This window comes from Kitasatospora sp. NPDC004531, assembly GCF_053602195.1.
The window spans coordinates 44,580-70,412 of sequence record NZ_JBSGDD010000024.1 but is presented as its reverse complement, the minus strand read 5'-3'; the positions used below and the strand labels follow the sequence as shown (position 1 = coordinate 70,412).

23 protein-coding genes and 2 riboswitches are annotated in these 25,833 nt (G+C 73.5%); of the genes, 13 read left to right on the top strand and 10 right to left on the bottom strand.

What is annotated here, in order from left to right; genetic code table 11:
* Positions 1-115 precede the first annotated feature (115 nt).
* Positions 116-1,570, bottom strand: coding sequence for an MFS transporter (locus ACWEMJ_RS13235; protein ID WP_452137116.1), 1,455 nt, complete (start codon positions 1,568-1,570; stop codon positions 116-118).
* 157 nt (positions 1,571-1,727) lie between these two features.
* Positions 1,728-2,735, bottom strand: coding sequence for a PRC and DUF2382 domain-containing protein (locus ACWEMJ_RS13230; RefSeq protein ID WP_452137115.1), 1,008 nt, complete (start codon positions 2,733-2,735; stop codon positions 1,728-1,730).
* 187 nt (positions 2,736-2,922) lie between these two features.
* Positions 2,923-3,028, top strand: a riboswitch (glycine riboswitch).
* Between the two features lies 1 nt (position 3,029).
* Positions 3,030-3,157: riboswitch (glycine riboswitch) on the top strand.
* A gap of 89 nt (positions 3,158-3,246) precedes the next feature.
* On the opposite strand from ACWEMJ_RS13230, the gene gcvP reads away from it, so the two are divergent.
* On the top strand, positions 3,247-6,117 hold the full coding sequence (gcvP, locus tag ACWEMJ_RS13225; protein WP_452137114.1) for an aminomethyl-transferring glycine dehydrogenase: 2,871 nt from the start codon (positions 3,247-3,249) through the stop codon (positions 6,115-6,117).
* Positions 6,118-6,247: 130 nt separating this feature from the next.
* On the opposite strand, the gene ACWEMJ_RS13220 is transcribed toward gcvP, so the two are convergent.
* On the bottom strand, positions 6,248-6,622 hold the full coding sequence (locus ACWEMJ_RS13220) for a DUF1844 domain-containing protein (protein ID WP_452137113.1): 375 nt from the start codon (positions 6,620-6,622) through the stop codon (positions 6,248-6,250).
* Positions 6,623-7,082: 460 nt separating this feature from the next.
* Between ACWEMJ_RS13220 and infC the strand changes: the two genes are divergently transcribed.
* From infC to pheT, 7 genes are all read left to right on the top strand, one after another.
* Positions 7,083-7,787 (top strand): translation initiation factor IF-3, encoded by a 705-nt coding sequence (infC, locus tag ACWEMJ_RS13215; protein WP_452137127.1) that lies wholly within the window; start codon positions 7,083-7,085, stop codon positions 7,785-7,787.
* A gap of 134 nt (positions 7,788-7,921) precedes the next feature.
* Positions 7,922-8,116: a 50S ribosomal protein L35 gene (gene rpmI / locus ACWEMJ_RS13210; protein ID WP_030268653.1), complete on the top strand. Its 195-nt coding sequence runs from the start codon at positions 7,922-7,924 to the stop codon at positions 8,114-8,116.
* A 104-nt stretch (positions 8,117-8,220) separates the two neighbouring features.
* Positions 8,221-8,607, top strand: coding sequence for a 50S ribosomal protein L20 (gene rplT / locus ACWEMJ_RS13205; RefSeq protein WP_452137112.1), 387 nt, complete (start codon positions 8,221-8,223; stop codon positions 8,605-8,607).
* Between the two features lie 111 nt (positions 8,608-8,718).
* Positions 8,719-9,579, top strand: a complete 861-nt coding sequence (locus ACWEMJ_RS13200; protein WP_452137111.1) for a TrmH family RNA methyltransferase — start codon at positions 8,719-8,721, stop codon at positions 9,577-9,579.
* 52 nt (positions 9,580-9,631) lie between these two features.
* Positions 9,632-10,726 carry an ATP-binding protein gene (locus ACWEMJ_RS13195; RefSeq protein ID WP_452137110.1) on the top strand — a complete coding sequence of 365 codons (1,095 nt, stop codon included), beginning with the start codon at positions 9,632-9,634 and terminating at the stop codon, positions 10,724-10,726.
* Between the two features lie 129 nt (positions 10,727-10,855).
* Positions 10,856-11,977: a phenylalanine--tRNA ligase subunit alpha gene (gene pheS, locus ACWEMJ_RS13190; protein WP_452137109.1), complete on the top strand. Its 1,122-nt coding sequence runs from the start codon at positions 10,856-10,858 to the stop codon at positions 11,975-11,977.
* A complete protein-coding gene (gene pheT, locus ACWEMJ_RS13185; protein WP_452137108.1) occupies positions 11,977-14,487 on the top strand; it encodes a phenylalanine--tRNA ligase subunit beta in 2,511 nt (836 codons plus the stop codon). Before pheS ends, pheT begins: the two co-directional genes overlap by 1 nt.
* Before the next feature lie 80 nt (positions 14,488-14,567).
* Here pheT and ACWEMJ_RS13180 read toward each other — a convergent pair whose 3' ends face one another.
* Positions 14,568-14,957 (bottom strand): hypothetical protein, encoded by a 390-nt coding sequence (locus tag ACWEMJ_RS13180; protein ID WP_452137107.1) that lies wholly within the window; start codon positions 14,955-14,957, stop codon positions 14,568-14,570.
* A gap of 149 nt (positions 14,958-15,106) precedes the next feature.
* On the opposite strand from ACWEMJ_RS13180, the gene ACWEMJ_RS13175 reads away from it, so the two are divergent.
* A complete protein-coding gene (locus ACWEMJ_RS13175; protein WP_452137106.1) occupies positions 15,107-16,336 on the top strand; it encodes an MFS transporter in 1,230 nt (409 codons plus the stop codon).
* Positions 16,337-16,369: 33 nt separating this feature from the next.
* Here ACWEMJ_RS13175 and ACWEMJ_RS13170 read toward each other — a convergent pair whose 3' ends face one another.
* Positions 16,370-16,858, bottom strand: a complete 489-nt coding sequence (locus tag ACWEMJ_RS13170) for an N-acetyltransferase family protein (protein WP_452137105.1) — start codon at positions 16,856-16,858, stop codon at positions 16,370-16,372.
* 190 nt (positions 16,859-17,048) lie between these two features.
* On the opposite strand from ACWEMJ_RS13170, the gene ACWEMJ_RS13165 reads away from it, so the two are divergent.
* Both ACWEMJ_RS13165 and ACWEMJ_RS13160 read left to right on the top strand, forming a co-directional pair.
* Positions 17,049-17,864, top strand: a complete 816-nt coding sequence (locus ACWEMJ_RS13165) for a chitosanase (RefSeq protein WP_452137104.1) — start codon at positions 17,049-17,051, stop codon at positions 17,862-17,864.
* 193 nt (positions 17,865-18,057) lie between these two features.
* Complete coding sequence (locus ACWEMJ_RS13160; protein ID WP_452137103.1) at positions 18,058-18,444, top strand: FxLYD domain-containing protein; 387 nt, start codon at positions 18,058-18,060, stop codon at positions 18,442-18,444.
* A gap of 58 nt (positions 18,445-18,502) precedes the next feature.
* Here the strand turns inward: ACWEMJ_RS13160 and ACWEMJ_RS13155 are convergent, their stop codons facing one another.
* The gene (locus ACWEMJ_RS13155) at positions 18,503-19,366 is read right to left on the bottom strand and encodes a 3-hydroxybutyryl-CoA dehydrogenase (protein WP_452137102.1); all 864 of its coding nucleotides are present in this window, start codon (positions 19,364-19,366) and stop codon (positions 18,503-18,505) included.
* 262 nt (positions 19,367-19,628) lie between these two features.
* On the opposite strand from ACWEMJ_RS13155, the gene ACWEMJ_RS13150 reads away from it, so the two are divergent.
* Positions 19,629-20,447, top strand: coding sequence for an SDR family NAD(P)-dependent oxidoreductase (locus ACWEMJ_RS13150; RefSeq protein WP_452137101.1), 819 nt, complete (start codon positions 19,629-19,631; stop codon positions 20,445-20,447).
* 3 nt (positions 20,448-20,450) lie between these two features.
* On the opposite strand, the gene ACWEMJ_RS13145 is transcribed toward ACWEMJ_RS13150, so the two are convergent.
* The 3 genes from ACWEMJ_RS13145 to ACWEMJ_RS13135 all read right to left on the bottom strand — a co-directional run bounded on the left by ACWEMJ_RS13145 (position 20,451) and on the right by ACWEMJ_RS13135 (position 23,357).
* The gene (locus tag ACWEMJ_RS13145; RefSeq protein ID WP_452137100.1) at positions 20,451-21,446 is read right to left on the bottom strand and encodes a ketopantoate reductase family protein; all 996 of its coding nucleotides are present in this window, start codon (positions 21,444-21,446) and stop codon (positions 20,451-20,453) included.
* Between the two features lie 46 nt (positions 21,447-21,492).
* Positions 21,493-22,341, bottom strand: a complete 849-nt coding sequence (locus ACWEMJ_RS13140) for a polysaccharide deacetylase family protein (RefSeq protein ID WP_452137099.1) — start codon at positions 22,339-22,341, stop codon at positions 21,493-21,495.
* 62 nt (positions 22,342-22,403) lie between these two features.
* Positions 22,404-23,357 (bottom strand): EamA family transporter, encoded by a 954-nt coding sequence (locus ACWEMJ_RS13135; RefSeq protein WP_452137098.1) that lies wholly within the window; start codon positions 23,355-23,357, stop codon positions 22,404-22,406.
* 108 nt (positions 23,358-23,465) lie between these two features.
* On the opposite strand from ACWEMJ_RS13135, the gene pdxR reads away from it, so the two are divergent.
* Positions 23,466-24,842 (top strand): MocR-like pyridoxine biosynthesis transcription factor PdxR, encoded by a 1,377-nt coding sequence (pdxR, locus tag ACWEMJ_RS13130; RefSeq protein ID WP_452137097.1) that lies wholly within the window; start codon positions 23,466-23,468, stop codon positions 24,840-24,842.
* Between the two features lie 7 nt (positions 24,843-24,849).
* Here the strand turns inward: pdxR and ACWEMJ_RS13125 are convergent, their stop codons facing one another.
* On the bottom strand, positions 24,850-25,797 hold the full coding sequence (locus tag ACWEMJ_RS13125) for a rhomboid family intramembrane serine protease (RefSeq protein WP_452137096.1): 948 nt from the start codon (positions 25,795-25,797) through the stop codon (positions 24,850-24,852).
* Between the last annotated feature and the right edge of the window lie 36 nt (positions 25,798-25,833).

The window sequence follows — 25,833 nt, the reverse complement described above, 5'->3', positions numbered from 1 at the left end:
TTCGCGGCGGTGGTGGTGGGCTGGGCGGCAGGACGCGCGGACACCCCCCGCCGATGCCCGTGGCGGGGGGTGTCCGTGGTGACTCGCGTGTGTCCAGTACGCGAGGGGGACGCCGTCAGGCGTCGGTCTTGGTGAGGGTCCGGGCGGGGGACTGGGCGGGGGTGGAGGCCTTGGTGGCGCGGATGGCGAAGGGGACGGCGGCGGCGACCAGGCACATGGCGCCGGCGACCCAGAAGGCGTTCTGGTAGGCGTTCAGGGTCGGCAGGTGCACGGGGAGGGTGTCGCCGGTGAGGATCGCGCTCATGACCGCGGTGCCGACGGCGCCGCCGACGGTGCGCAGGACGGCGTTCATGCCGTTGGCGATGCCGGACTGCTCGGCGGGGACGGCGCCGTTGATGTAGGCGGGCATGGCGGCGTAGGCCAGGCCGACGCCGAGGCCGAAGACGGCGGAGGAGAAGTAGATGTCGAACTCGGCGTCGTGGCGCAGCGCCAGGTAGGCCATCGAGACGGCGCCGAGCAGTCCGCCGACGACCAGCGGGAGGCGGGGGCCGCGGCGGGCGATCAGGAGGGCGCCGAGCGGGGCGGCGACCATGGAGCCGACCGCGGACGGCAGCAGCATGATGCCGGCGTGCAGGACGGTGGCGGTGAAGCCGTAGTGGGTGTACTTCTCCGGGGTCTGCGCGAAGTTGCTGATCACCAGGAACGAGCCGTACATGCCGAAGCCGATCAGCAGGCCGGAGATGTTGGTGAAGGCGACGGCCGGGCGGGCCATCATCTTGAGGTCGACCAGCGGGTGCGAGACCTTGGACTCGACGAGCAGCCAGATCAGGGCGACGACGGCGGCGACGGCGAACAGGCCGAGGGTGCGGTTGGAGGTCCAGCCCCAGTCGTTGCCGCGGCTGACGGCGATCAGCAGGGCGGAGAGCCAGCCGGCCAGGGTGAGCGCGCCGAGCGGGTCGGCGCCGCCGTTCTTGTCGACGACCGGGTCGCTGGGCACCAGGAGGGCCACCAGCAGGACGGCGACCAGGCCGATGGCCAGGCCCATCCAGAAGATCGACTTGTAGTCCCACTGCTCCAGCAGCAGGCCGGTGGCGACCAGGCCGAGGCCGGAGCCGACGCCCATCGAGGCGGAGATCGCGGCGACGCCGGCGGTGACCTTCTGCCTGGGCAGTTCGTCGCGCACGATGCTGATCGCCAGCGGCAGCACGCCGCCGCCCGCGCCCTGCAGGACCCGGGCGACGACCAGCAGGCCGAAGGAGTGGGTGCAGACCGCGAGGCCGGAGCCGAGCACCAGGCCGGCCAGCGAGACCAGCAGCATCGGCTTGCGGCCGCGCAGGTCGCCGAAGCGGCCCAGCAGCGGGGTGAGGACCGCCGCGGAGAGCAGGTTGGCGGTCATCAGCCAGGTGATGTCGGAGCCCGAGACGTTCAGCTTCACGGCCAGGCTCGGAAGGATCGGGACGACTGCGGTCTGCACCACGCTGAAGGCCAGCATGGCGAGGATCAGCGCGGGCAGGACCCGGGCGCTGGTGGGCTTGTCGGCCGTGGCGGTGGGCTGTGGTGCCTCACTCACGGGAATCCTCCGGGTTGCTTCATATGGCGATAGTGCATGAACTGAAGTAACGATGGGGGGAGATGCTTCAGGCTGTCAAATATCTAATGGTTAAACTTTGGCAAAGGCGAAGGCCCCGGCCCGCCGAGGCGGACCGGGGCCGGAAGTTGGCGTTGCGTCAGACCGGAGACGCCGCCGGGGACTGCGGCTGCGCGTTCCACGACCGCCGCTGCGTCTCCTGGTCGGTGTCGCTCGTCGCGCCGTGCACCTCCACCTGCTCGCGGCGCAGCTCCTCGCGGATCACCTGCTCCTCGGTGTACCGCTCCACCACCAGCCGCACCCGCTCCACCGGGGCCAGGTACTTGCGGACCACCGGGCGCTCCTCGCGCAGCGTGACCTCCTCGACGGCCTCGGCGATCTCCTGGTCGCTCAGCGAGGCCCGCTCGGCGTCCGAGATCGGGATGCGCTCCACCCGCACCCGCTCGCGCACCAGCGGGACCCGGCGCTCCACGGCCTCGGTGGTCACGTACTTGCGCAGCCGGGTGGTGCCGACGGTGTGCCACTCGGTGCTGATGTCCAGGCGCTCCTCGCGGCAGGTGAGCTCGACCGGGGCGGCGGGCTTGTGCCGGTCCGCCCGCCCGGCCGGCTCGGCGGGACGGGCGGCGGGCCGCTCGGGGATCGGCCTCGGGGGCGTGAAGCCGGCCGGCGCGGGAGCCGGGCCCTGCACCGGCGCCGGAGCGGGCGCGGGGGCCGGGGCGGGTTCGGGGGAGGAGGCGAGGTCGCCGAAGTCGCGGTCGGCGACCTTCTCCGAGTACTCCTTGGCGGCCGGGGCGGGCGGCGGCGCGGGGGCGAACCGGAGCGGCCGGTCGGCGCCCGCCGTGTCCAGCCCGTAGTACCGGTACAGCTCCAACTCCTGCTCCGGGGACAGGTGCTGGCCCACCCCGAAGTCCGGGGACTCCTTGATCAGCGACTTGTCGTACGGGACGTGCAGCTCGTCGCCGGAGAACTCGCTGGTGGTCAGCGGGACGAAGGCGTCCCGGCCGAAGATGCCCGTCCGGACGGCCGCCCACTCCGGTTCCCCGGTGGCGTCGTCCAGGTAGACCTCGTCGACCGTGCCGATCTTGTCACCGTTCCGGTCGACCGCCTTGTGTCCGATCAGGTCGCGCGGATCGATTTCGGTCTGCACCCTGTCCTCCAGCTGCTGCTCCTGCAGGACCCGTCCGGGGAGCGGTCGGAGGAGCGTGCCGGGCCGCTATTCCACACCAAAAGGCACGTAACGGACGGTGTCATTCCGAATGCCTCCGTCCGGGGCGGATCACACCGCCGTACCGGTGATCGTCAAGCCCGGCGCTGGTACCCTGGGCGGCGACCGCCGAGCCCGCTCGGGAGAGTCCCGGACCGCTGATCAAGCGGGTTGCGGGACGCCGAAGGAGCAACCCCTCCCCGGAATCTCTCAGGCATCCGTACCGAGAGGGCCAGGTCACTCTGGAAAGCAGGGCAGGACCGTCGGCACCGAAGCCCTCGGACGCTGCCCTCGCCGACGGTGCAAGCCGACCGGGGCACCACCCCGGGCGCGCGAAGCTCTCAGGTACCGATGACAGAGGGGGAGGCTGACGGGTTCGTGCGCCCCGACGCTCCCACAGCGGCCGGCCGGCGTGCGTACCACCGCCGGTCCGCGACCAGGAGGCCCGACCCCCATGAACGCCCAGCCGACGCTCACCGCGCTTGAGCAGGCCAGCCCCTTCGAGCACCGCCACATCGGCCCCGACAGCGACGCCCAGCAGAAGATGCTGGCCCAGGTCGGCTACAGCACGCTGGACGAACTGTCCGACGCCGCTGTGCCGGACGCCATCCGCAGCCTCACCGCGCTCGGCCTGCCCGCCGGCCGCAGCGAGGCCCAGGTGCTCGCCGAACTGCGCGAGCTGGCCGGCCGCAACCAGGTCCTCACCTCGATGATCGGCCTCGGCTACTACGGCACCTTCACCCCGCCGGTCATCCTGCGCAACGTCCTCGAGAACCCCGCCTGGTACACCGCGTACACCCCGTACCAGCCGGAGATCTCCCAGGGCCGCCTGGAAGCCCTGCTCAACTTCCAGACCATGGTCTCCGACCTGACCGGCCTGGCCACCTCCGGCTCCTCGCTGCTCGACGAGGGCACCGCGGCCGCCGAGGCGATGGCCCTCGCCCGGCGCGTCACCAAGGTCAAGGGCGGCGTCTTCCTGGTCGACGCCGACACCCTGCCGCAGACCCTCGCCGTGATCCAGACCCGCGCCGAGCCGACCGGCGTCGAGGTCGTCACCGCCGACCTGTCCAACGGCATCCCGGCCGAGATCGCCGAGCGCGGCGTGTTCGGCGTGCTGCTCCAGTACCCCGGCGCGTCCGGCGCCGTCCGCGAGATCAAGCCCGTCATCGAGCAGGCCCACCAGCTCGGCGCGATCGTCGCCGTCGCCGCCGACCTGCTCGCCCTCACCCTGCTGCGCTCGCCCGGCGAGCTCGGCGCCGACATCGCCTGCGGCACCTCGCAGCGCTTCGGCGTCCCGATGGGCTTCGGCGGCCCGCACGCCGGCTACCTCGCCGTGCGCGCCGAGTACGCCCGCAACCTGCCCGGCCGCCTGGTCGGCGTCTCCGTCGACGCCGACGGCAACCGCGCCTACCGCCTCGCCCTGCAGACCCGCGAGCAGCACATCCGCCGCGAGAAGGCCACCTCCAACATCTGCACCGCGCAGGTGCTGCTCGCCGTGATGGCCTCCATGTACGCCGTCTACCACGGCCCCGACGGCCTCGCCGACATCGCCCGCCGCACCCACCGCTACGCCGCCGCGCTCGCCTCCGGCCTGCGCGCGGGCGGCGTCGAGCTCGCCCACGAGGCGTTCTTCGACACCGTGACGGCCGTGGTGCCGGGCCGCGCCGACGAGATCGTCGCCGCCGCGCTGGCCGGCGGCGTCAACGTGCACCGGGTGGACGGCGACCGGGTTTCGGTTTCCTGCGACGAGACGACCACCCGTGAGCACCTGGCGGCCGTGTTCGCCGCGTTCGGGGTCTCCGCGGAGATCGCCGAGGACGCCGATGCGCTGCCGGCCGCTGCGCTGCGCGAGGACGAGTACCTCACCCACCCGGTGTTCCACAGCCACCGCTCCGAGACCGCGATGCTGCGCTACCTGCGCCGCCTCTCGGACCGCGACTACGCGCTCGACCGCGGCATGATCCCGCTGGGCTCCTGCACCATGAAGCTCAACGCGACCACCGAGATGGAGCCGATCACCTGGCCCGAGTTCGGGCAGCTGCACCCGTTCGCGCCGGTCGACCAGGCCGCCGGGTTCCTGACCCTGATCCGCGAGCTGGAGCAGCAGCTGGTCGAGGTCACCGGGTACGACGCGGTGTCGATCCAGCCGAACGCGGGCTCGCAGGGCGAGCTGGCCGGTCTGCTGGCGGTGCGTGCCTACCACCGGGCGAACGGCGACACCCAGCGCGACGTCTGCCTGATCCCGTCGTCCGCGCACGGCACCAACGCGGCCTCGGCGGCGATGGCCGGCATGCGGGTCGTCGTGGTCAAGACGCTGGCCGACGGCGACGTCGACGTCGAGGACCTGAAGGCGAAGATCGAGCAGCACCGCGAGCAGCTCGCCGTGCTGATGGTCACCTACCCGTCGACCCACGGCGTGTTCGAGACCCAGATCACCGACATCTGCGCCCTCGTCCACGAGGCCGGCGGCCAGGTGTACGTCGACGGCGCCAACCTGAACGCGCTGGTCGGCCTCGCCAAGCCCGGCAAGTTCGGCGCGGACGTCTCGCACCTGAACCTGCACAAGACCTTCTGCATCCCGCACGGCGGCGGCGGCCCCGGCGTCGGCCCGGTCGCGGTGCGCGCGCACCTCGCGCCGTACCTGCCGAACCACCCGCTGCAGGCCGAGGCCGGCCCCGCGACCGGCGTCGGCCCGATCTCGGCCGCGCCGTGGGGCTCGGCGGCGATCCTGCCGATCTCCTGGGCGTACGTCCGCCTGATGGGCGGCGAGGGCCTCAAGCGCGCCACCCAGGTGGCCGTGCTGAACGCCAACTACATCGCCAAGCGGCTCGCCCCGCACTTCCCGGTGCTGTACACCGGCCCCGGCGGGCTGGTCGCGCACGAGTGCATCATCGACCTGCGGCCGCTCAGCAAGGAGACCGGCGTCAGCGTCGACGACATCGCCAAGCGGCTCATCGACTACGGGTTCCACGCGCCGACGATGTCGTTCCCGGTGGCCGGCACGCTGATGATCGAGCCGACCGAGTCCGAGGACCTGCACGAGATCGACCGGTTCTGCGCGGCGATGATCGCTATCCGCGGGGAGATCGAGAAGGTCGGCGCGGGCGAGTGGGCGGCGGACGACAACCCGCTGCACAACGCCCCGCACACGGCGGCGATGCTGGCGGGGGAGTGGGCGCACCCCTACACCCGCGAGGAGGCCGTCTTCCCGGCGGGCGTCAACCCGGCGGACAAGTACTGGCCGGCGGTGCGGCGCATCGACGGCGCGTACGGCGACCGGAACCTGGTGTGCTCGTGCCCGCCGCTCAGTGAGTACGACGCGTAGTCGCTGACGCCGAAGCCGCCCGTCGGGGAAGTTTCCCGGCGGGCGGCTTCGGTGTGTGTGTGGGCGCAAGCGAGGAGGAAGGCGAAGGCGCCTCCGGCAGGGGTGCGGGAGGCGCCTCGGGTGGGGCGGGTCAGGAGTAGACGGGGCCCGTGAACTTCTCGCCGGGGCCGGAGCCGGGGGCGTCGGGGACGAGGGAGGCTTCGCGGAAGGCGAGCTGGAGGGAGCGGAGGCCGTCGCGGAGGGGGGCGGCGTGGAAGTTGGAGATCTCGGGGGCTCCGGCGGTGACCAGGCCGGCCAGGGCGGTGATCAGCTTGCGGGCCTCGTCGAGGTCCTTGTCGGCCTCGCCGCCCTCGGCCAGGCCGCACTTGACGGCGGCGGCGCTCATCAGGTGGACGGCGACGGTGGTGATCACCTCGACGGCGGGGACCTCGGCGATGTCGCGGGTCAGGTCGTCGAAACCGAGGGCCTGGTCGGACTCGGGCGAGTGGTCGGGCTGGCTGGTCAAGGTGTCACTCCGGGATGCTGGTGCGAAAGCGCAGTACAAAGGGAGCGTACAAGGCGGGTGGTGGCGGACCGGAATACCGGTCGGCCTCGGAACGCTGGTATGCTTCGAGACTGACCGGCCAGGAATCCGATTCGGATGCCAGGCCAGCAAGTGGAGGCTCCACCTCAGGAGGCCCGAGAGGGCAACCGCGACAGTCTCCCACCCGAGCGGCCGAAGGGCCGACGGGTCCGGTCCGTGGCAGGCGCCGCAAGGATTGCCCGCCGCCAGTGGTGTCCGTCAGGGCATCCCGGAACGTGTGGAGCCCCGCCTGTACCGTGCGGGGCTTTTTTCGTGCGCTCGGTGCCCCTGTCGGACGACGGTGGCAGCGAAGCATGAATGAAGCCCCGCCCAGTGGTCGAAACCACTACGTGCGACCGCCGTCCGACGGCCGCATCGAAGAAGGTGCAACCGAGGAGGCCCCATCAGCACCGAGCCCCGCATCAACGACCGGATTCGCGTCCCCGAGGTGCGACTCGTCGGTCCCAGCGGCGAGCAGGTCGGCATCGTCCCGCTCGCGAAGGCGCTGGAGCTTGCCCAGGAGTACGACCTGGACCTGGTCGAGGTCGCCGCCACGGCGCGCCCGCCGGTGTGCAAGCTCATGGACTACGGCAAGTTCAAGTACGAGTCGGCCATGAAGGCCCGTGAGGCGCGCAAGAACCAGGCGCACACGGTCATCAAGGAGATGAAGCTCCGGCCGAAGATCGACCCGCACGACTATGACACCAAGAAGGGTCACGTCGTCCGGTTCCTCAAGCAGGGCGACAAGGTCAAGATCACGATCATGTTCCGCGGTCGTGAGCAGTCCCGCCCCGAGCTGGGCTTCCGACTGCTGCAGCGGCTCGCGGAGGACGTCCAGGAGCTGGGCTTCGTGGAGTCTGCGGCCAAGCAGGACGGCCGAAACATGATCATGGTTCTCGGCCCGCACAAGAAGAAGACCGAGGCGATGGCCGAGGCCCGCGCGATCGCCGACGCCCGCAAGGCGGAGCGACTCGGTCGCGGCCCGGCCGCCGAGCAGGCGGAGGCCGACGCGGCGGAGCAGGTCGAGGAGACCGAGACCGCCGAGGTCGAGCCGGCCGCCGAGACCGCCGAGGTCGAGCAGCCCGCCGAGACCGCCCAGGACGCCTGAGCCTTCGGGCTCGGAATCCGGACGGGATCGGCACCGGAACCGGGGCATCCGCCCCGGCGACGAGATCCATCCAGTTCCGGCCCGCACCCCCCGAGGTGCGGGCCGCGAACGGACCGACGAGGAGATACGGCGACATGCCGAAGCAGAAGACGCACAGCGGCGCCAGCAAGCGCTTCAAGATCACTGGCTCCGGGAAGGTGCTGCGCGAGCGTGCCGGCCGTCGCCACCTGCTTGAGCACAAGCCCTCGACGCTGACCCGCAAGCTGGCCGGCAACGCCGAGATGGCCCCCGGCGACGCCAAGAAGATCAAGAAGCTTCTCGGCAAGTGATCGCCCGCCCGCGGCACGGCCGCGGGCACAGCTGATCCTTACCGACCGAATCGAATAACGGACCGGCGGCACGAACCCGGGGTCCGGAACCAAGGAGTAATGAAGTGGCACGCGTCAAGCGGGCAGTGAACGCCCACAAGAAGCGCCGGGTCATCCTGGAGCGCGCCTCCGGCTACCGCGGCCAGCGCTCGCGCCTGTACCGCAAGGCCAAGGAGCAGGTCACCCACTCGCTCGTTTACAACTTCAACGACCGCAAGAAGCGCAAGGGCGACTTCCGTCAGCTGTGGATCCAGCGCATCAACGCCGCTGCCCGCGCCAACGGCATGACCTACAACCGCTTCGTGCAGGGCCTGAAGGCCGCCGGCGTCGAGATCGACCGCAAGATGCTCGCCGAGCTCGCGGTCAACGACACCGTCGCGTTCAACGCGCTGGTCGAGGTTGCCCAGAAGGCGCTGCCGGAGGACGTCAACGCCCCCAAGGTCGCCGCCTGATCCAGGCCGTGCCCTGACTGCTTTTCCCGGACCCGCAGGCCGCCCGGCCTGCGGGTCCGTGCGTTACCGCGCCCCTTGTCCGCCCGCCCCTCCGTGACGAAGAACGTGAGCATGAGCACCGAGACCCCCCTGCTGACCTCCCTGCGCTCCCCGCGCGTCGTCGCCGCCCGCCGACTGGCCAAGCGCAACCAGCGGAGCAAGGAGCGGCGTTTCCTGGCCGAGGGCCCGCAGGCCGTGCGGGAGGCGGTGGCGTTCGGGCGGCTGCCCGGCGGGGAGCACGCCGTGGTGGAGGTGTACCTGACCCGGGACGCCGCCGAGCGGCACGCGGAGATCGTGGCCACCGCGCACGCCGAGGGGCTGCCGGTGCTGACCGCCACCGAGGAAGTGATCGCGGAGATCTGCGACACCGTCACCCCGCAGGGCATCGTCGCGCTGTGCCGGTTCATCGACACGCCGTTCGAGCAGGTGCTGGCGGCCCGGCCGAAGCTGGTCGCGGTGCTCGCGCACGTGCGCGACCCCGGGAACGCGGGCACGGTGCTGCGCACGGCGGACGCGGCGGGCGCGGACGCGGTGGTGCTGACCGACGCCTCGGTGGACCCGTACAACCCGAAGGCGGTGCGGGCGTCCGTGGGCAGCCTGTTCCACCTGCCGTTCGCGACCGGGGTGCCGGTGGAGGAGGCGGTGGCGCGGCTGCGCGCGGCCGGGGTGCGGGTGCTGGCCGCGGACGGCGCCGGGCAGCGCGACCTGGACCAGGAGCTGGACGAGGGCACCCTCGAAGGGCCGTGCGCGTGGGTGTTCGGCAACGAGGCGTGGGGCCTGCCGGAGGAGACCCGGGCGCTGGCGGACGAGGTGGTGCGCGTCCCCATCCACGGGCACGCGGAGAGCTTGAATCTCGCCACGGCCGCCGCCGTGTGCCTGTACGCCTCCGCGCGCGCCCAGCGCTCCCCCGGCGGGTGTCGCGGCACGGCCTGAGCGCGCTAGGGTCGGTGCCCTCAGAGCCGGTACGGGGCGGGGGAGGACACCCATGGGCGGCGACGACGGCTTGGCGACCCTGGAACCGGACGACCTGCCGGACGGGCTGGTGATCGCGGACGCGCACGGCCGGGTGGTGGTCTTCAACCGGGCCGCCGAACGCCTCACCGGCCGCAGCGCGCACTGCGCGATCGGCGTGGCGCTGGAGCGGGCGCTGCCGCTGGAGGACCTGGACGGGCGCCGCTGGTGGCAGCTGACCGACCCGTACGGGGGCCTGGCGGTGCGCAGCGGCCAGCCCGAGCGGAACCTGCTGCTGCCCGGCGGGCGGGAAGTGCTGGTGTGCGCCCGCTACGTGCGGGAGCGGCCGGGCGGGCCGGTGCGGCGGGTGGTGGTGACGCTGCGCGGCACCGAGGCGCGGCGGCGCACCGAGCGCAGCCACGCCGAGCTGATCGCGACCGTCGCGCACGAGCTGCGCTCGCCGCTGACCAGCGTGAAGGGGTTCACGGCGACGCTGCTGGCGAAGTGGGAGCGCTTCAACGACGGCCAGAAGCGGGTGATGCTGGAGACCGTCGACGCGGACGCGGACCGGGTGACCCGGTTGATCGCGGAGCTGCTGGACATCTCGCGGATCGACGCGGGCCGGCTGGAGATCCGCCGCCAGCGGCTGGACCTGGCGGCGGCGGTGCGCCGGCACGTGCAGGGGAAGGTCGCGGCGGGCATCCCCGAGGAGCGGTTCGACATCCGGGTGGCGGGGCCGCTGGGCGAGCAGTGGGGCGATCCCGACAAGATCGACCAGGTGCTGGCGAACCTGCTGGAGAACGCGGTGCGGCACGGCGAGGGCACGGTGACGATCGAGCTGGGGCCGGCCCTGGACGTGGTGGAGGACGCCGGGTCGCCGCCGCGGACCATCGAGGGCACCGCCGTCACCGTCAGCGACCAGGGCGCGGGCATCGCGGAGGAGGCGATGCCGCGGGTGTTCACCCGGTTCTGGCGGGGCTCCAAGCGCGGCGGGACGGGCCTGGGGCTGTACATCGTCAAGGGCATCGTGGAGGCGCACGGCGGGGTGATCCGGATCAGCCGGGCGGAGGGCGGCGGGGCCAGGTTCCGGTTCGTGCTGCCCGCCGGCGTCCCGGACTTCATGCTCTGAGCGCTTCCGTCCCGCGGTCGCCCCACGTGGCCGGTCGCAGGCTGCGACTACACTCGACCCTTGGCGTTCTCGCGGACGCCCGGCGAGGCAGCAGACCTGATCACGAGCAGGAGCACGGGAAGCATAGAGATGTCGGCACCCAACAAGTCGTACGACCCGGTCGAGGTCGAGGCCCTCAAGCCCGAGGTGGTGGAACAGGCCCGGGACGAGGCGATCGCCGCCTTCGCCGCCGCCGCCGACCTCGACGAGCTCAAGCAGGCGAAGGTCGCGCACACCGGCGACCGTTCCCCGCTCTCGCTCGCCAACCGTGAGATCGGCGCGCTCCCGCCGCAGGCCAAGGCCGCCGCGGGCAAGCTGATCGGCCAGGCCCGCGGAGCGGTGAACCAGGCCCTCGCCAAGCGGCAGGCCGAGCTGGAGGCGGAGCGCGACGCCCGGGTGCTGGTCGAGGAGGCGGTGGACGTCACGCTGCCCTACGGCCGTGTCCCGCGCGGCGCCCGGCACCCGCTGACCACGCTCGCCGAGCGCATCGAGGACACCTTCGTCGCGATGGGCTACCAGGTGGCGTCCGGCCCCGAGGTCGAGGCGGAGTGGCTGAACTTCGACGCCCTCAACCTGCACGCCGACCACCCGGCCCGCTCGATGCAGGACACCTTCTTCGTCGAGGCCCCCGACGGCACCGCCGACTCCGGCATGGTGCTGCGCACCCAGACCTCGCCGGTGCAGATCCGCGCGATGCTGGCCGGCGAGCCGCCGCTGTACGCGGTCAGCCCGGGCCGGGTGTACCGGACCGACGAGCTGGACGCCACGCACACCCCGGTGTTCCGCCAGGTCGAGGCGATCGCGGTGGACGAGGGCCTGACCTTCGGCCACCTGAAGGGCACCATCGAGGTGCTGGTGGAGAAGCTGATCGGCGGCGGCCTGGAGCTGCGCTGGCGGCCCTCGTACTTCCCGTTCACCGAGCCCAGCGCCGAGATCGACCTGCAGTGCTTCGTGTGCCGCGGCGCCTCGGTGGGCAACCCCGACCGCCCGTGCCGGACCTGCTCCTCGGAGGGCTGGATCGAGCTGGGCGGCTGCGGCGTGGTCAACCCCCGCGTGCTGGTCGCCGCGGGCATCGACCCGAACCGCTACAGCGGATTCGCGTTCGGCCTGGGCCTGGAGCGGATCCTGATGAACCGTCACAACGTCGCCGACATGCGCGACATGGTCGAGGGTGACGTCCGCTTCACCCTCCCGTTCGGGATGGAGATCTGATGCGCGTCCCGCTTTCCTGGCTGCGCGAGTACGTCGACCTGCCGGCGGGCGAGACCGGACGCGACGTCGCGGCCCGGCTGGTCCGCGCGGGTCTCGAGGTCGAGACGGTCGAGCAGCTCGGCACCGACATCAAGGGCCCGCTGGTGGTCGGCGAGGTGCTGTCGATCGACGAGCTGTCGGGCTTCAAGAAGCCGATCCGGCACTGCTTCGTCAACGTCGGCAACGCCAACGGCACCGGCGAGCCGCAGGAGATCGTCTGCGGCGCGACCAACTTCCAGGTCGGCGACAAGGTCGTGGTGATCCTGCCCGGCGGCGTGCTGCCCGGCCCGTTCCCGATCTCCGCCCGGCAGACCTACGGCCACACCTCGGCCGGCATGATCTGCTCCGCCCGCGAGCTCGGCATGGGCGACGACCACAACGGCATCATCGTGCTGCCGCCGGAGTACGAGGCCGGTACCGACGCGATCGAGCTGCTGCAGCTGGTCGACGAGGTGCTCGACATCGCCGTCACCCCGGACCGCGGCTACTGCCTGTCGATGCGCGGCGTGGCCCGCGAGGCCGCCGCCGCGTACGGCCTGCCGCTGGCCGACCCGGCGCTGCTGGACGTGCCGCCGGCGAACTCCTACGGCTACCTGGTGAAGGTCGCCGACCCGGTGGGCTGCGACCGCTTCGTGGCCCGCACCGTCACCGGCGTGAACCCGGCCGCGCAGTCGCCGATCTGGCTGCAGCGCCGCCTGCAGAAGTCCGGCATCCGGCCGATCTCGCTGGCCGTGGACATCACCAACTACGTGATGCTGGAGGTCGGCCAGCCGCTGCACGCGTACGACCGCGAGCGCGTCGACGGGCCGATCCTGGTCCGCCGCGCCACCGACGGGGAGACGCTGACCACGCTGGACGGCGTCAAGCGCAAGCTGTCCGCCGAGGACCTGCTGATCTGCGACAACTCCGGCCCGATCGGCCTGGCCGGCGTGATGGGCGGGGCGAGCACCGAGATCCTGGAGCCCGTCACCGACCCGGAGACCGGCGTCGTCACCGGCTCCACCGAGATCATCATCGAGGCCGCGCACTTCGAGCCGGTCGCGATCGCCCGCGCCGCCAAGCGCCACAAGCTGCCCTCCGAGGCGTCCAAGCGCTTCGAGCGCGGCGTCGACCCGGAGGCCGCCCGGGCCGCCGCGCAGCGCGCCGTGGACCTGCTGGTGCTGATCGCCGGCGGCACCGCCGAGGCCGGGGTGACCGACATCGCCGCCCCGCACCCGGTGCGCACCATCGCCATCGACGCCGGCCTGCCGGACCGGGTGGCCGGCGCCGAGTACGGCCGCGAGACCGTCGCCCGCCGCCTCCAGGAGGTCGGCTGCACGGTCGTCGGCGCGGACGTGCTGGAGGTCACCCCGCCGTCCTGGCGGCCCGACCTGACCGACCCGTACGACCTGGTCGAGGAGGTCGTCCGGCTGGAGGGCTACGACAACGTCCCCGCCCGGATGCCGATCGTGCCGCCCGGCCGCGGCCTGAGCGAGGCGCAGCGCTTCCACCGCCGGGTCGGCGTGGCGCTGGCCGGCGCCGGCTACGTGGAGATCAACGCGTACCCGTTCGTCGGCGACGCCGCGTTCGACGGCCTCGGCCTGGACGCGGACGACGCGCGGCGGCGCACCGTGAAGCTGGTCAACCCGCTGAACGACGCCGAGCCGGCGCTGCGCACCACGCTGCTGCCGGGCCTGCTGGGCGCGCTGCGCCGCAACGTCGGGCGGGGCAACACCGACCTGGCGCTGTTCGAGACCGGCACGGTGTTCCTGCCGAAGGCCGAGCCGAAGGTCGCGCCGCGGCTGCCGGTGGACCGCCGTCCGACCGAGGAGCAGCTCGCCGAGCTGAACGCGGCGCTGCCCGACCAGCCGCGCCGGGTCGCCGTCGCGCTGACCGGCGAGCGGCTGCCGTCGGGCTGGTGGGGCAAGGGCGCGCCGTCCGGCTGGGCGGACGCGATCGAGGCGGCCCGCACGGTCGCCGCGGCCGCGGGCGTGGAGCTGACGGTCCGCCAGGCGCAGTACGCGCCGTGGCACCCGGGGCGCTGCGCCGAGCTGCTGGTCGGCGACGTGGTCGTCGGCCACGCCGGTGAGCTGCACCCGCGCGTCGTCAAGGCGATGCACCTGCCGGAGCGCACCGCCGCGATGGAGCTCGACCTGGACCTGGTGTTCGAGGACGGCCGCCGGGTGTCCGGCCCGCCGGTGTCGTCGTACCCGGTGGCGACGCAGGACGTGGCGCTGATCGTGGACGCGGGCGTGCACGCGGCGGACGTGGAGTCGGCGCTGCGCGAGGGCGCGGGCGAACTGCTGGAGTCGCTGCGGCTGTTCGACGTGTTCACGGGCGAGCAGGCCGGTGCGGGCAAGAAGTCGCTGGCGTACACGCTGCGCTTCCGTGCCGCGGACCGGACGCTGACCGCGGACGAGGCGTCGGCGGCCCGCGGGTCGGCGGTCGCGGTGGCCGCGGAGCGCACCGGCGCGGTGCTGCGCGGGGCCTGACGCAACGGGCGGAGCCCCGCCGCGCCTTGGGGACCTTCGGGTCGTGGCGCGGCGGGGCTCCGTCGTGTCCGCGGGTGGGGCTACTTGCAGGTGGTGTCCTTGAGGACGGCGACGATCTTGTCGCCGTCGGCGGGGGTGAGGCCCTGGGCGTCGGGGAACTTGCTCACGGCGAGGGCGCCGAGGCCCGCGCTGTCGGCGGAGGGCTTCTTGATCTCCTTGCAGAGGTCGGCGGCGGCGTCGATGGCCTTCTGCTGATCGGCGATCAGGTCCGGGTTGATGCCCTTCAGGCCGCTGAGCAGGTTGAGTTCGGCGTCGATCGCCTGGTCCCAGTTGTCGTCCGAGGGCTCGGCGGCGGCGGGCGACTTGGCGGCGCTCTTGGAGCCGGTGCCCGGGAAGTCGCACCCGGTGAGGGTGAGGGCGACGCCGAGGGCCAGGCAGCCCAGGGCGGTGCGGGTGATGACGGATCGCATGGGGGACACTGTGCCAGAACGGCCGCGGGGGCGGGTCCGGTCCCCAAAAGGTGTGCGGGACAGCACGGTTGGCGGTTTCGGCGGCGCTGCTGCTATGGTCCCTGTGTTGGTCTCCGAACGCGCCCGCGGCAGCGTCGGAGGCTTTTTTTATGACTTCTGACACGGTGTTGGGCAAGGGGACGGGCCGATCCGCCCGTCCGGTGGGGTACTTGGAGCTGCTGCGGCAGCGGGAGTTCGCCGGGCTGTACGTGAGCTTCTCGCTGACGGCGGCGGCGGGGACGCTGTCCGGGTTCGCGCTGGGGTCGCTGGTGCAGGCGCGGACCGGGTCGCCGCTGCTGACGGCGCTGAGCATGTTCGGGTCCTCGTTCGCGGCGGTGGCGGGCGCGTTGACGCTGATGTCGGTCGCGGACGGCGGGCGGCCGCGGCGGACCCTGGTGGCGCTGCACGGGCTGTCGCTGGCGGCGGTCGCCGCGCAGGCCGTGCCCGGGCTGCCGCTGCTCGCCCGGTTCGCGCTGCTGCTGGTGGTGGGGTACTTCCAGTCGCTGGGCACGGGCGCCCGGATGGGGCTGCTGACGGAGATCGTCCCGGCGGCCGGCTACGCGCCCGCCCGGTCGCTGATGAACATCACGGCGGGCGGCGCGTCGGTGCTCGGCTTCGCGCTCGGCGGGGCGCTGCTGGCGGTCTTGAGCCCGTACCAGGTCTTCGGCCTGGCGGGGGTGCTGGGGGCGCTGGCGACGGCCGTGGTGGCGGCGACGGTGCGGGAGCGCTCGGTGCGGGCGGCGCGCCGGCCGGGCCTGCGGGAGACCTGGCAGGGCAACGTGGCGCTGCTCGGCCGGCCCGGGCGGCGGGCGCTGCTGCTGAACCTGTGGGTGCCCAACGGGCTGGTCGTGGGCTGCGAGGCGCTGTTCCTGCCGTACCGGCCGACCTGGGCGGGCGTGCTGCTGGCGGCGGGTTCGGCCGGGATGCTGGTGGGCGACCTGGTGGTCGGCCGGCTGCTGGACCGGGCCGGGCGGGCGCGGTGGGCGTATCTGCTGCGGCTGCTGCTGGCCGGGCCGTTCCTGCTGCTGGCGCTGCGGCCCCCGCTGCCGGTGGCGGCGCTGCTGGTGGGCGTGGCCGGGGCGGGGTTCGCGGCGACGCTGCCGTTGCAGGAGCGGCTGCTGGCGTTGACGCCGGACGCGGAGCGCGGCCAGGTGCAGGGCGTGGAGTCGGCGGGGCGGATCACCTGGCAGGGCATCGGCGCGGCGATCGCCGGGGCGCTCGCGCAGGCCGTCGACCCGGGCTGGGCGATCGCCGCTCTGGCCGTCGTTTCGCTGCTGGTGACGGCGGCCTCGCGGCGGGCGGTGCGGGCGGCGGGCGGTGTTGCGGCGGGCGGTGCGTGAGGTGCGGGCGTCGGGCGGTGCGTGAGGTGCGGTCTACAGCGGCCGGTGCATGATGTGCAGCCCGACCGGGCCGAGGACGGGGTGGCGGAAGCCCTCCGGGACGGTGCCGAGGACCGTGAACCCGAGTGACTCGTACAGGTGCACGGCCGGTGCGTTGCTGGCGACGACCGCGTTGAACTGCATGGCGGCGAAGCCCTGTTGGCGGGCCCAGTCGAGGGCGTGCTCGCACAGGGCGCGGCCGGTGCCGCGGCCGGCGTGGTCGGGGTCGACCATGAAGCTGGCGCTGGCGACGTGCGCGCCGTTGCCCCACTGGTTGTTGTTCATCTTGGCGGTGCCGAGGACCGTGCCGTCCTCGCCGACGGCGACGACGGTGCGGTTGGGCGCCGTCAGCAGCCACCAGTCGCGGGCGGTGTCGGCCGTGAGGTCGACCGGGTAGGTGAAGGTCTCCCCGGCGCGGACGATGCGGTGGAAGAACGGCCAGATGGCGTTCCAGTCCTCGGGGGTGGCGTCGCGAATCATCATCCGGGACAGCTTGGCGGGTGCGGCGGCGGGTGGCCAGCGGTTTTCCGCCGGATCGGTTGGCGAGTACCCGTCAGTTGCGGTCGGACGTCTTGCGGGGTCGCCGGGCGGGCGCTTCAATCCTGGTTAGGAAACTTTCCTAACCCTCTCCTGCGGGCGCCCCCGTGCCCGCAGCCGGCCGACGGAGCGTCAGATGCAGACCAAGCACCGCACCACCCGCGCCGCCCTCGCGGTCCTGTTCGCCGCCCTCCCGCTCACCCTGGCCACCGCCGGGACGGGCACCGCCGCCGCGGCGTCCGTGGGGCTGGACGACCCGCACAAGAAGGACATCGCCATGCAGCTGGTGTCCTCGGCGGAGAACTCCTCGCTCGACTGGAAGGCCCAGTACGGGTACATCGAGGACATCGGCGACGGCCGCGGCTACACGGCCGGGATCATCGGCTTCTGTTCCGGCACCGGCGACATGCTGGAGCTGGTGCAGCACTACACCGACCTCAAGTCCGGCAACGTGCTGGCGAAGTACCTGCCCGCGCTGAAGAAGGTCAACGGCAGCGACTCGCACTCCGGCCTCGGCAGCGCCTTCGTCAACGACTGGAAGACCGCCGCCAAGGACAGCGTCTTCCAGACCGCGCAGAACGACGAGCGCGACCGGGTCTACTTCAACCCCTCGGTGAAGCAGGCCAAGTCCGACGGGCTGCGGGCGCTCGGCCAGTTCGTCTACTACGACGCCATCGTGATGCACGGTCCCGGCAACAGCTCCGACTCCTTCGGCGGCATCCGCGCCGCCGCCATGAAGAAGGCCAAGACGCCCGCGCAGGGCGGCGACGAGGCGGCCTACCTGAACGCCTTCCTGGACGCCCGCAAGGTGGTCATGAAGCAGGAGGAGGCGCACGCCGACACCAGCCGGGTCGACACCGAGCAGCGGGTGTTCCTGAACGCCAAGAACTTCGACCTCAACCCGCCGCTGAAGTGGAAGGTCTACGGGGACTCGTACCAGATCAACAGCTGATCCGAGCACCGGACAGCGCGCCCGGACCGCGCGCCCGGCCACCGCGGGTGGGGCCGGGCGCGCTTACGGTTGTCGATGGTTCGTCAACACACATAGTGCGCACCGTTATTACAACTCGGACACAACTGGGACAGTGGGCCCCGGCCGATCGGTAGCGTCGACACCGACCCGCGCCCGTTTCCGAGGGGGAGCCATGCGCATCCGAGCGACCGTCACCGCCGCCTGCCTGGCCGCCGTCCTCGCGGTGGCCGGCTGCGCGCCGGCCGACGGCGGATACGGCCTGGCGATCGAGGCCGACCGGGGCAGCGGCGACGTCGAACTCACCGCCTGCGCCGTCGACGACCAGCTGCACTGGCCCGCGGCCACCGTCCGGATCACCAACCACTCCGCCACCACCAGCAACTACGTGGTGCAGGTGGCCTTCCTCGACGGCGCCGGCCGCCAGATCACCGAGGGCGTCGCCGCCGCCAGCTCCCTCGCCCCCGCGCAGGACGCCCTCGAACAGGCCCAGGGCACCGCCGACCCCCAGGGCCCGGTCAGCTGCCGGGTGGTCGACATCGCCCGCTACGCCACACCCTGAGCCGGCGCCGGCCGTCCCCCTGCACGGTGGCGCGGGGGACGGCCGGGGCACAGCGGGTCTACGCGGTGTAGTCGTAGAAGCCGCGGCCGGACTTGCGGCCCAGCAGGCCCGCGTCCACCATCCGCGACAGCAGCGGCGGGGCCGCGTACAGCGGCTCCTTGTACTCCTCGTACATCGACTCGGCGATCGAGACGATGGTGTCCAGGCCGATCAGGTCGCACAGCCGCAGCGGGCCCATCGGGTGGGCGCAGCCCGCCTCCATGCCCTTGTCGATGTCCGCGGCCGTGGCCACGCCCGACTCGAACATCCGCACCGCCGACAGCAGGTACGGCACCAGCAGCGCGTTGACCACGAAACCGGCCCGGTCGCGGGCCCGGATCGGCTCCTTGCCGAGCACGTCCACGGCGAACTGCTCGGCCCGGGTGGTGGTCTCCGCCGAGGTGGTCAGCGTCGGGATGACCTCGACCAGCTTCTGCACCGGCGCCGGGTTGAAGAAGTGCAGGCCGATGACCTGCTCCGGCCGGCCGGTCGCCGCCGCCAGCTTCACGATCGGGATCGAGGAGGTGTTCGACGCCAGGATCGCGTCGCGGCGGGCCACCACCTGGTCCAGCGTCTGGAAGATCTTGACCTTGATGTCCTCGCGCTCGGCGACCGCCTCGACCACCAGGTCCCGGTCGTGGAAGTCCGCCAGGTCGGTGGTGAACGCCAGCCGGGACAGCGCCTCGTCGCGCTGCTCCTCGGTCAGCTTGCCGCGCCGAACGGCGGTCTCCAGGGAGTTGGTCAGCCGGGTCCGGCCCAGCTCCAGCGCCTCGCCACTGGCCTCCGAGACCAGCACGTCCAGGCCGGAACGGGCGAAGACCTCGGCGATGCCCGACCCCATGAGGCCGCAGCCGACTACTCCGACACGCGCGATGTCACTCACTCAGATGCCCTTCACGTGGAGCTGGGGGTCACCCAGCCGGTGGTGTCACGGCCGCCGCACCCCGGTCGGGGCCCGGCGGTCCGCCCGGACGACGGTACTACCTGCCTTAACGCTCGTTCACCCCGGACCGTCCCGGCCGGGCTCCTCGGCCGGGCTCCCCGGCCGGGCGCTCCCGATCGGGTGAGCGTCGGCGGTGCGCCCGCGCCCGTCTCACGGCCGGGGACCAGAATGCGAACGTTCAGCCGCAGGAGGGAGCAGACGGATGGGAACCGGATCACTCGCCGGGCAGGTCGCACTGGTCACCGGCGCCGGGCGCGGCATCGGACGGGAGATCGCCGTCGGCCTCGCCGCCGAGGGCATGGCCGTCGGACTGCTCGGCCGCACCCAGCAGACCCTGATCGACACCCTCAAGGAGTGCGTCCGCCACGGCTCGCGCGGCGTCGCCGTCACCGCCGACGTGTGCAACCCCGGCGCCGTCCGCGAAGCCGTCCGGTCCGTCGAGCGCGACCTCGGCCCGCTCGACCTGCTGGTCAACAACGCCGGACAGGTCGACCGCGCCGAGGTGCCGATCTGGGAGACCGACCCCGCCCAGTGGTGGCAGGTCGTCGAAACCAACCTGCGCGGCCCCTACAACCTGCTGCGCCACGTGCTGCCCGGCATGGTGGAGCGCCGCCGGGGCCGGGTCGTCAACCTCAACAGCGGCTTCGCGCTGCGGCCCGACGGCAACTACACCGCGTACGCGACGTCCAAGGGCGCGCTGCTGCGGCTCTCCGACAACATCGCCGACTCGGTCGGGCAGCACGGCATCGTGGTGCTCGACATCAGCCCCGGCGCCGTCGAGACCGACATGACGGCCGGCATGCCGATGTTCCGGGACACCACGGTGTGGGGCTCCATCCCGTACATGGTCGCCGTCACCGTCGACGCGGCGCGCGGGCGCTTCGACGCGCTGCACGGGCGCTTCGTGCACGCCGGGCGCGACAACCTGGAGACGCTGGTCGCCGCCGCGGAGACGATCCGGGCGGCGGACGCGCGGACGCTGCGGCTGCGGCCGTACGGGGACGACGATCCGATGGCCTGATGATCAGTGCGCGAGGAGGGCGGCCAGCTCGGAGTCGGGGAGCGAGCCCGCCGGGCGGCCCTCGCGGGCGAAGGCGCCGGCCAGGCGCTGGAGCGCGGCGTTGACCGGGGTCGGGACGCCGTGCAGCCGGCCGAGCAGCACGATCTCGCCGTTCAGCCAGTCCGCCTCGATGTCGCCGGTGCCGCGCACCAGGCTCTGCCAGGACGAACCGCCGCCGCGCTCCGCGCCGTCCAGCGGGGCCAGGGTGATGCGATCGGCGCGCACCGCGCGCTGCTGCTCCGCCGACGGGTGGGCGATGCCGGCGGCGGCCAGCACCGCCCGGCCCTCCGCCTGCACCCGCTCCCAGACCCCCTTGCGCAGCTCGCCGTCGATCGGACCGGCCACCGCCTCCAGGGCGTTGCCGAGGTTGCCCAGCAGCTTCGCGTACTTCCAGTCCATCACCCGGTCGGTCACCGGCGCGTCGAAGAACGAGTCGGCCAGGTCGGCCGCGATCCGCTCCGCGAGGCCGTCCGCCCCGCTCGGGTAGCGGCCCAGGTGCAGCATGCCCGAGCGCGGCGAGCCCGCCGCCGAGACCCGGCCCGGCTCCAGGTGCGTGGACGGCAGCCACACGCACATCCCGTACACCCGGGCGAAGCGGCGCAGCGCCAGACGCTCGTTCTCCACCCCGTTCTGCGCGCACACCAGCGGCAGCCGCTCACCCGCCGTGCCGCCGCCCGCGACCGGGCGGGGCGCCCACCGGTCGAGCAGTTCCGCCGAGTGCTGGGTCTTCACCGCCAGCACGAGCACGTCGTCCGGCCGCAGGTCGATCTCCTCCGGCCCGCCGATCGCCGGGACGGGCAGCCGGTGCGCGCCGTCCGGGGTGGTCAGCCGCAGGCCGTCCGCGCGCAGCGCCGCCAGGTGCGGGCCGCGGGCGACCAGGACCACGTCGTGGCCGCTCTGGTGGAGACGTCCGCCGATGGTGCCGCCGACCGCGCCGGCGCCGAGGAAGAGATAGCGCATGGGGCGAGCATCGCACGGGCGGGGACGGGGAGTTGAGGGGGCTCTGCTACGAGCAGAGTTCGGAGGCGGTGACCGCGTGCAGGTTCTTCGCGGCCAGCGCGTCGAGGACGGCCGGGAGGGCGGCGACGGTGCCCGGGTGGCCCATGTGCAGGGCGACGATCGAACCGGCGGACGCGGACCTCAGTATTCGCCCGGTGACGGCGTCCGGCCCCGGGTCCGTGTAGTCGAGCGGGTCGACGTCGAAGGACAGGATGTGCTGGTAACCGACCTGCTGCGCCTGCTCCTTGACCATCCGGGTGGCGAACTGCGCGGCGGACGGCCGGAACCAGCGGCCTATCGAACCGGTCAGGCGCTCAAGGCGTTCGGCGCACTGGGCTATCTCGTCGCGGGCCTGCTCCGGGCGCAGCGCGGAGATGTCGAGGTGGTTCTGGGTGTGGTTGCCGAGTTCGTGGCCGCCGTCGAGGATCCGCTGCGCCATCTGCGGCTGTTCGTCCAGCCAGCTGCCCACCACCAGCACCGTCAGGCGGGCGCCGCGCTGTTCGGCGGCGGTGAGCAGGGCGGTGGCGGTCGCCGGGTCGCCCTGGCCGTGGAAGGTCAGGGCGAGCCGGGGGCGGGTGTGCGGGCCGCGCACCACTTCCTGCGGGGTGTCGGGGGCGAGGGGCGGCAGGGCGAAGGCGGAGGGGGTTGGTTCGGCGGGTGCCGCGGAGGGTGCTTCGGCGTTCGGGGTCCGGGTGCTCTCGGCCAGGTGGGAGGGCTGGGGGCGGGCCGCGACGGAGGTGGTGTGGTCGCGGCTGCCGTCGGTGGCGGCGCTGCAGGTGGCGGTGAGCCCGGCCGTGGCGGTGACGGCGGCCAGGCGGGCGGTGGAACGCAGCACGGTGCGGCGGTCGAGAGTCATCGCGGCCAGCCTAGGGGGAGCGTTCGGGGGTGCGACAGCGGCTGCCGTCCGGACGAGTGGCGTCAGCCGGCGGGGGTGGGGGCGGGCGCGGTGGCGGTGGTCGGGTCGGTGGCGGTGGTCGGGTCGGTGTCGGCGCTCCGGCGGGGGCGGCCGAGGAGGAGGGCGGCGGTGACCAGGACGGCGCCGAGGAGCTGGAGCGGGGTCGGGGCGGTGGTGGTGAGGACGGCGCCGGAGAGGGCGGCGGTGAGCGGGATCAGGCCGCCGAACAGGCCCGCGTGCTCCGGGGCCAGGCGGGTCAGCGCCGAGTACCAGAGCAGGAAGGCGACGCAGGTCATCAGGAGGCCGAGGAAGAGCAGCGCGAGGAGTTCGGCGGCGGTCGGCAGGCGCGGCGGGACGCCGGACAGGGCCGCGGTGACGGCGAACAGCGGGACGGCGAGGGCGGTGGTGTACGCCGAGACCCGCACCGCGCCGAGCCGCGGCAGCAGGGGCACGGCGAGCAGGGAGAACGCGGCCTCGCAGAGCAGGGTGCCGGTCGCGCACAGCAGCCCGAGGGCGTCCCCGGAGCCGAAGCCCTGGGTGAGCGCCGCCCCGACCACCACCAGCACCGCCGCGAGGAGCAGCCGGGCGGCCGGGCGGCGGCGCGACAGCAGCGGGCCGAGGACGCCCAGCAGGAGCGGCGTGCAGCCGACGACGCTGCCGACGACCGCCGGGTCGGTGTGGCGCAGGGCGGTGACCAGCAGGAGGTTGAATGCGAACAGGCCGGTGGCGGAGAGGGCGAGCAGGAGCGCCAGGTCGCGGCGGGTGGGGCGGGCGCCGGGGCCCGGCCGGCGGCGGGCGAGCGGGAGGAGGACGGCGGCGGCGAGCGCGTAGCGGAGGGCCTGGCCGGCGGCGACCGGGTAGCTGGAGAACGCGGCCGTGACTCCGGTCGAGCAGCCGAGGAGGGTCATCGCGGCGGCGGCGCGGAGGGAGGCGGCGGCGTGAGCGGTGCCGGTGGCGCGGGGGGTGGTGAGGGGCATGGCTGTGACGGTAGGGGCCCAGTGGTCCGGCTCCCAGGGCCACTGAGGGGACGGTGGAGAGGACCACTTGGCGGCGGGTCGGCTCCGGGGTCCGAAATGATGGGAGGCATGCGGGAGTTGCTGATCGAGTGGGGCACGGGGTCCGGCGACCTGGTGGGGCGGCTGGTGCGGGGGCTGCGGGGGGCGGTGCGGGAGGGCCGGTTGGGAGTGGGGGAGCGGCTGCCGGGGAGCCGGGCGCTGGCGGCGGAGCTGGGGGTCTCGCGCGGGGTGGTGGTGGAGGCGTACGAGCAACTCGCCGCGGAGGGTTACCTGGTGGGGCGGCGCGGGTCGGGGACGCGGGTCGCGGCGGGGGCGGTGGCGGCCGGGCCGCGGCAGGTGGTGCGGGCGGCGCCGGCCGAGCCGCGGTACGACCTGAAGCCGGGCACGCCGGACCTGGGGGTGTTTCCGCGGGCGGCGTGGGCGGCGGCGGTGCGGCGCGCCCTGCAGGGGGCCGCCAACAGCGAGCTGGGGTACCCGGATCCGGCCGGACTCCCGCAGCTGCGCGGGGAGTTGGCCGCGTACCTGGGGCGGGTGCGGGCGGTGGTGGCGCGGCCGGAACGGGTGGCCGTCGTCAGCGGAGTGGGGCAGGGGCTGGCGCTGCTGGTGCAGGTGCTGGCGGCCGGCGGGCGGCGGCGGATCGCGGTGGAGGACCCCGGGTCGCCGGGCACGCTGGAGCTGCTGCGGGCGCACGGGGTGCGGCCGGTGGGCGTCCGGGTGGACGAAGAGGGGCTGGTGGTACGGGAGTTGGTGTCCAGCGGGGCGCAGGCCGTGCTGGTCACGCCGGCGCACCAGTACCCGACGGGGGTGGTGCTGTCGGCGCGGCGGCGGACCGAACTGGCCGCGTGGGCGCGGGCCGGGGGCCTGGTGATCGAGGACGACTACGACGCCGAGTTCCGCTACGACCGCGAACCGCTGGGCGCCGTCCAGGGGTTGGCGCCGGAGCGGACGGTGTACCTGGGGTCGCTCAGCAAGACGCTCGCGCCCGGGCTGCGGCTCGGCTGGGCGGTACTGCCGGAGCACCTGGTGGAGGAGTTCGCGCAGGCCAAGCGGTACGCCGATCTGGGCACCGGCGCGATCGACCAACTCGCCTTCGCCGCACTGCTGGAGAGCGGCGGCTACGACCGCCACCTGCGCGCCGTCCGCCCCCGCTACCGGGCCCGCCGCGACGCCCTGGTGGAGGCGCTGTCGCGGTGCCTGCCGCAGGCCCGACCGCGGGGCGTGGCCGCCGGGCTGCACCTGTACGTCGACCTGCCGGACGGCGCGGATGAGCAGGCGGTGGCGGACGCGGCGCTGCGCCGCGGGGTGCGGGTGGCGACGGTGGCGCCGGGGCGACTCGCGCCCGGGGACCCGGCAATTGCGTTGGGATACGCGGGAGTTGCCGAGCAGCGGCTGCGGGAGGCGGCGGCGCTGCTCGGCGCGGCGGTGCGGGAGACCGTCGCGGGCTGACGGACCGTCAGAAAGCGTCCAGGCGGCCGGTGGCGGCGTAGCCGAGGGTGGCGAGCAGCAGCAGGACGGCGGCCAGGCAGACGGCCTGGACCAGGCCGCGCTGCCGGCGCGGGGCGACGGCGAGGGCGGCCCCGGAGGCGATGCCGGTGAGCAGGCCGCCGAGGTGGCCCTGCCAGGAGGTGAAGCCGGCGGAGACCACCATCCACAGCACCATGGTGACCATCAACTGGCTTCCGCCGAGCGGGTCGTAGCCCTGGCGGCGGCTGAGCACCCAGTAGCCGCCGGCCAGGCCGAAGACCGCGCCGGACGCGCCGAGGGCCGCGGTGTGCGGGGCGAGCAGGTAGACCAGGGTCGAGCTGCCGAGGGCGGACAGCAGGTAGAGGCCGAGGAAGCGCAGGACGCCCAGGCGGTCCTCGACGACCCGGCCGAGCGTCCACAGCCAGTACATGTTGAACACGATGTGGGTGATCGCGATCGGCCCGAAGGCGGTGTTCGCGTCCGGAGTGAGGTGCAGGAACGCGCCGGTGAGCATCCGGTACCACTCGCCGTGCGCCACGCCGGCCCAGTGGAACAGCGTCGCCACGTCGCTCGGGTCGTCGCCCGGGTGGTCGGGGAGCAGGCCGGAGCCGAGCATGTCGAACTGGGAGACCGTCGCGGGACGGACCAGTTCGAGCGCGTAGGCGGCGATGTTCAGCGCGATCAGCACCAGGGTGGCGTACGGCCGGGAGGTGATCCGGCCGCCGAACGCGGTGCGGGCCTGCCGGACGCCCTGGTGGCCGGACTTGACGCACTCCACGCACTGGTAGCCGACCGCGGCGTCGCGCCGGCAGTCCGGGCAGACGTTGCGGTCGCAGCGGGTGCAGCGCACGTACGACTCGCGGGCGGGGTGTCGGAAGCAGGTCGGCGCCGGGGCCTCGGGAGCGGGGGCTCCCGGGGCGGGCGGTGCGGTGTTCATGGGTCGGCCTCCCCTGGGCGGTGGTGCTCGGCCGCG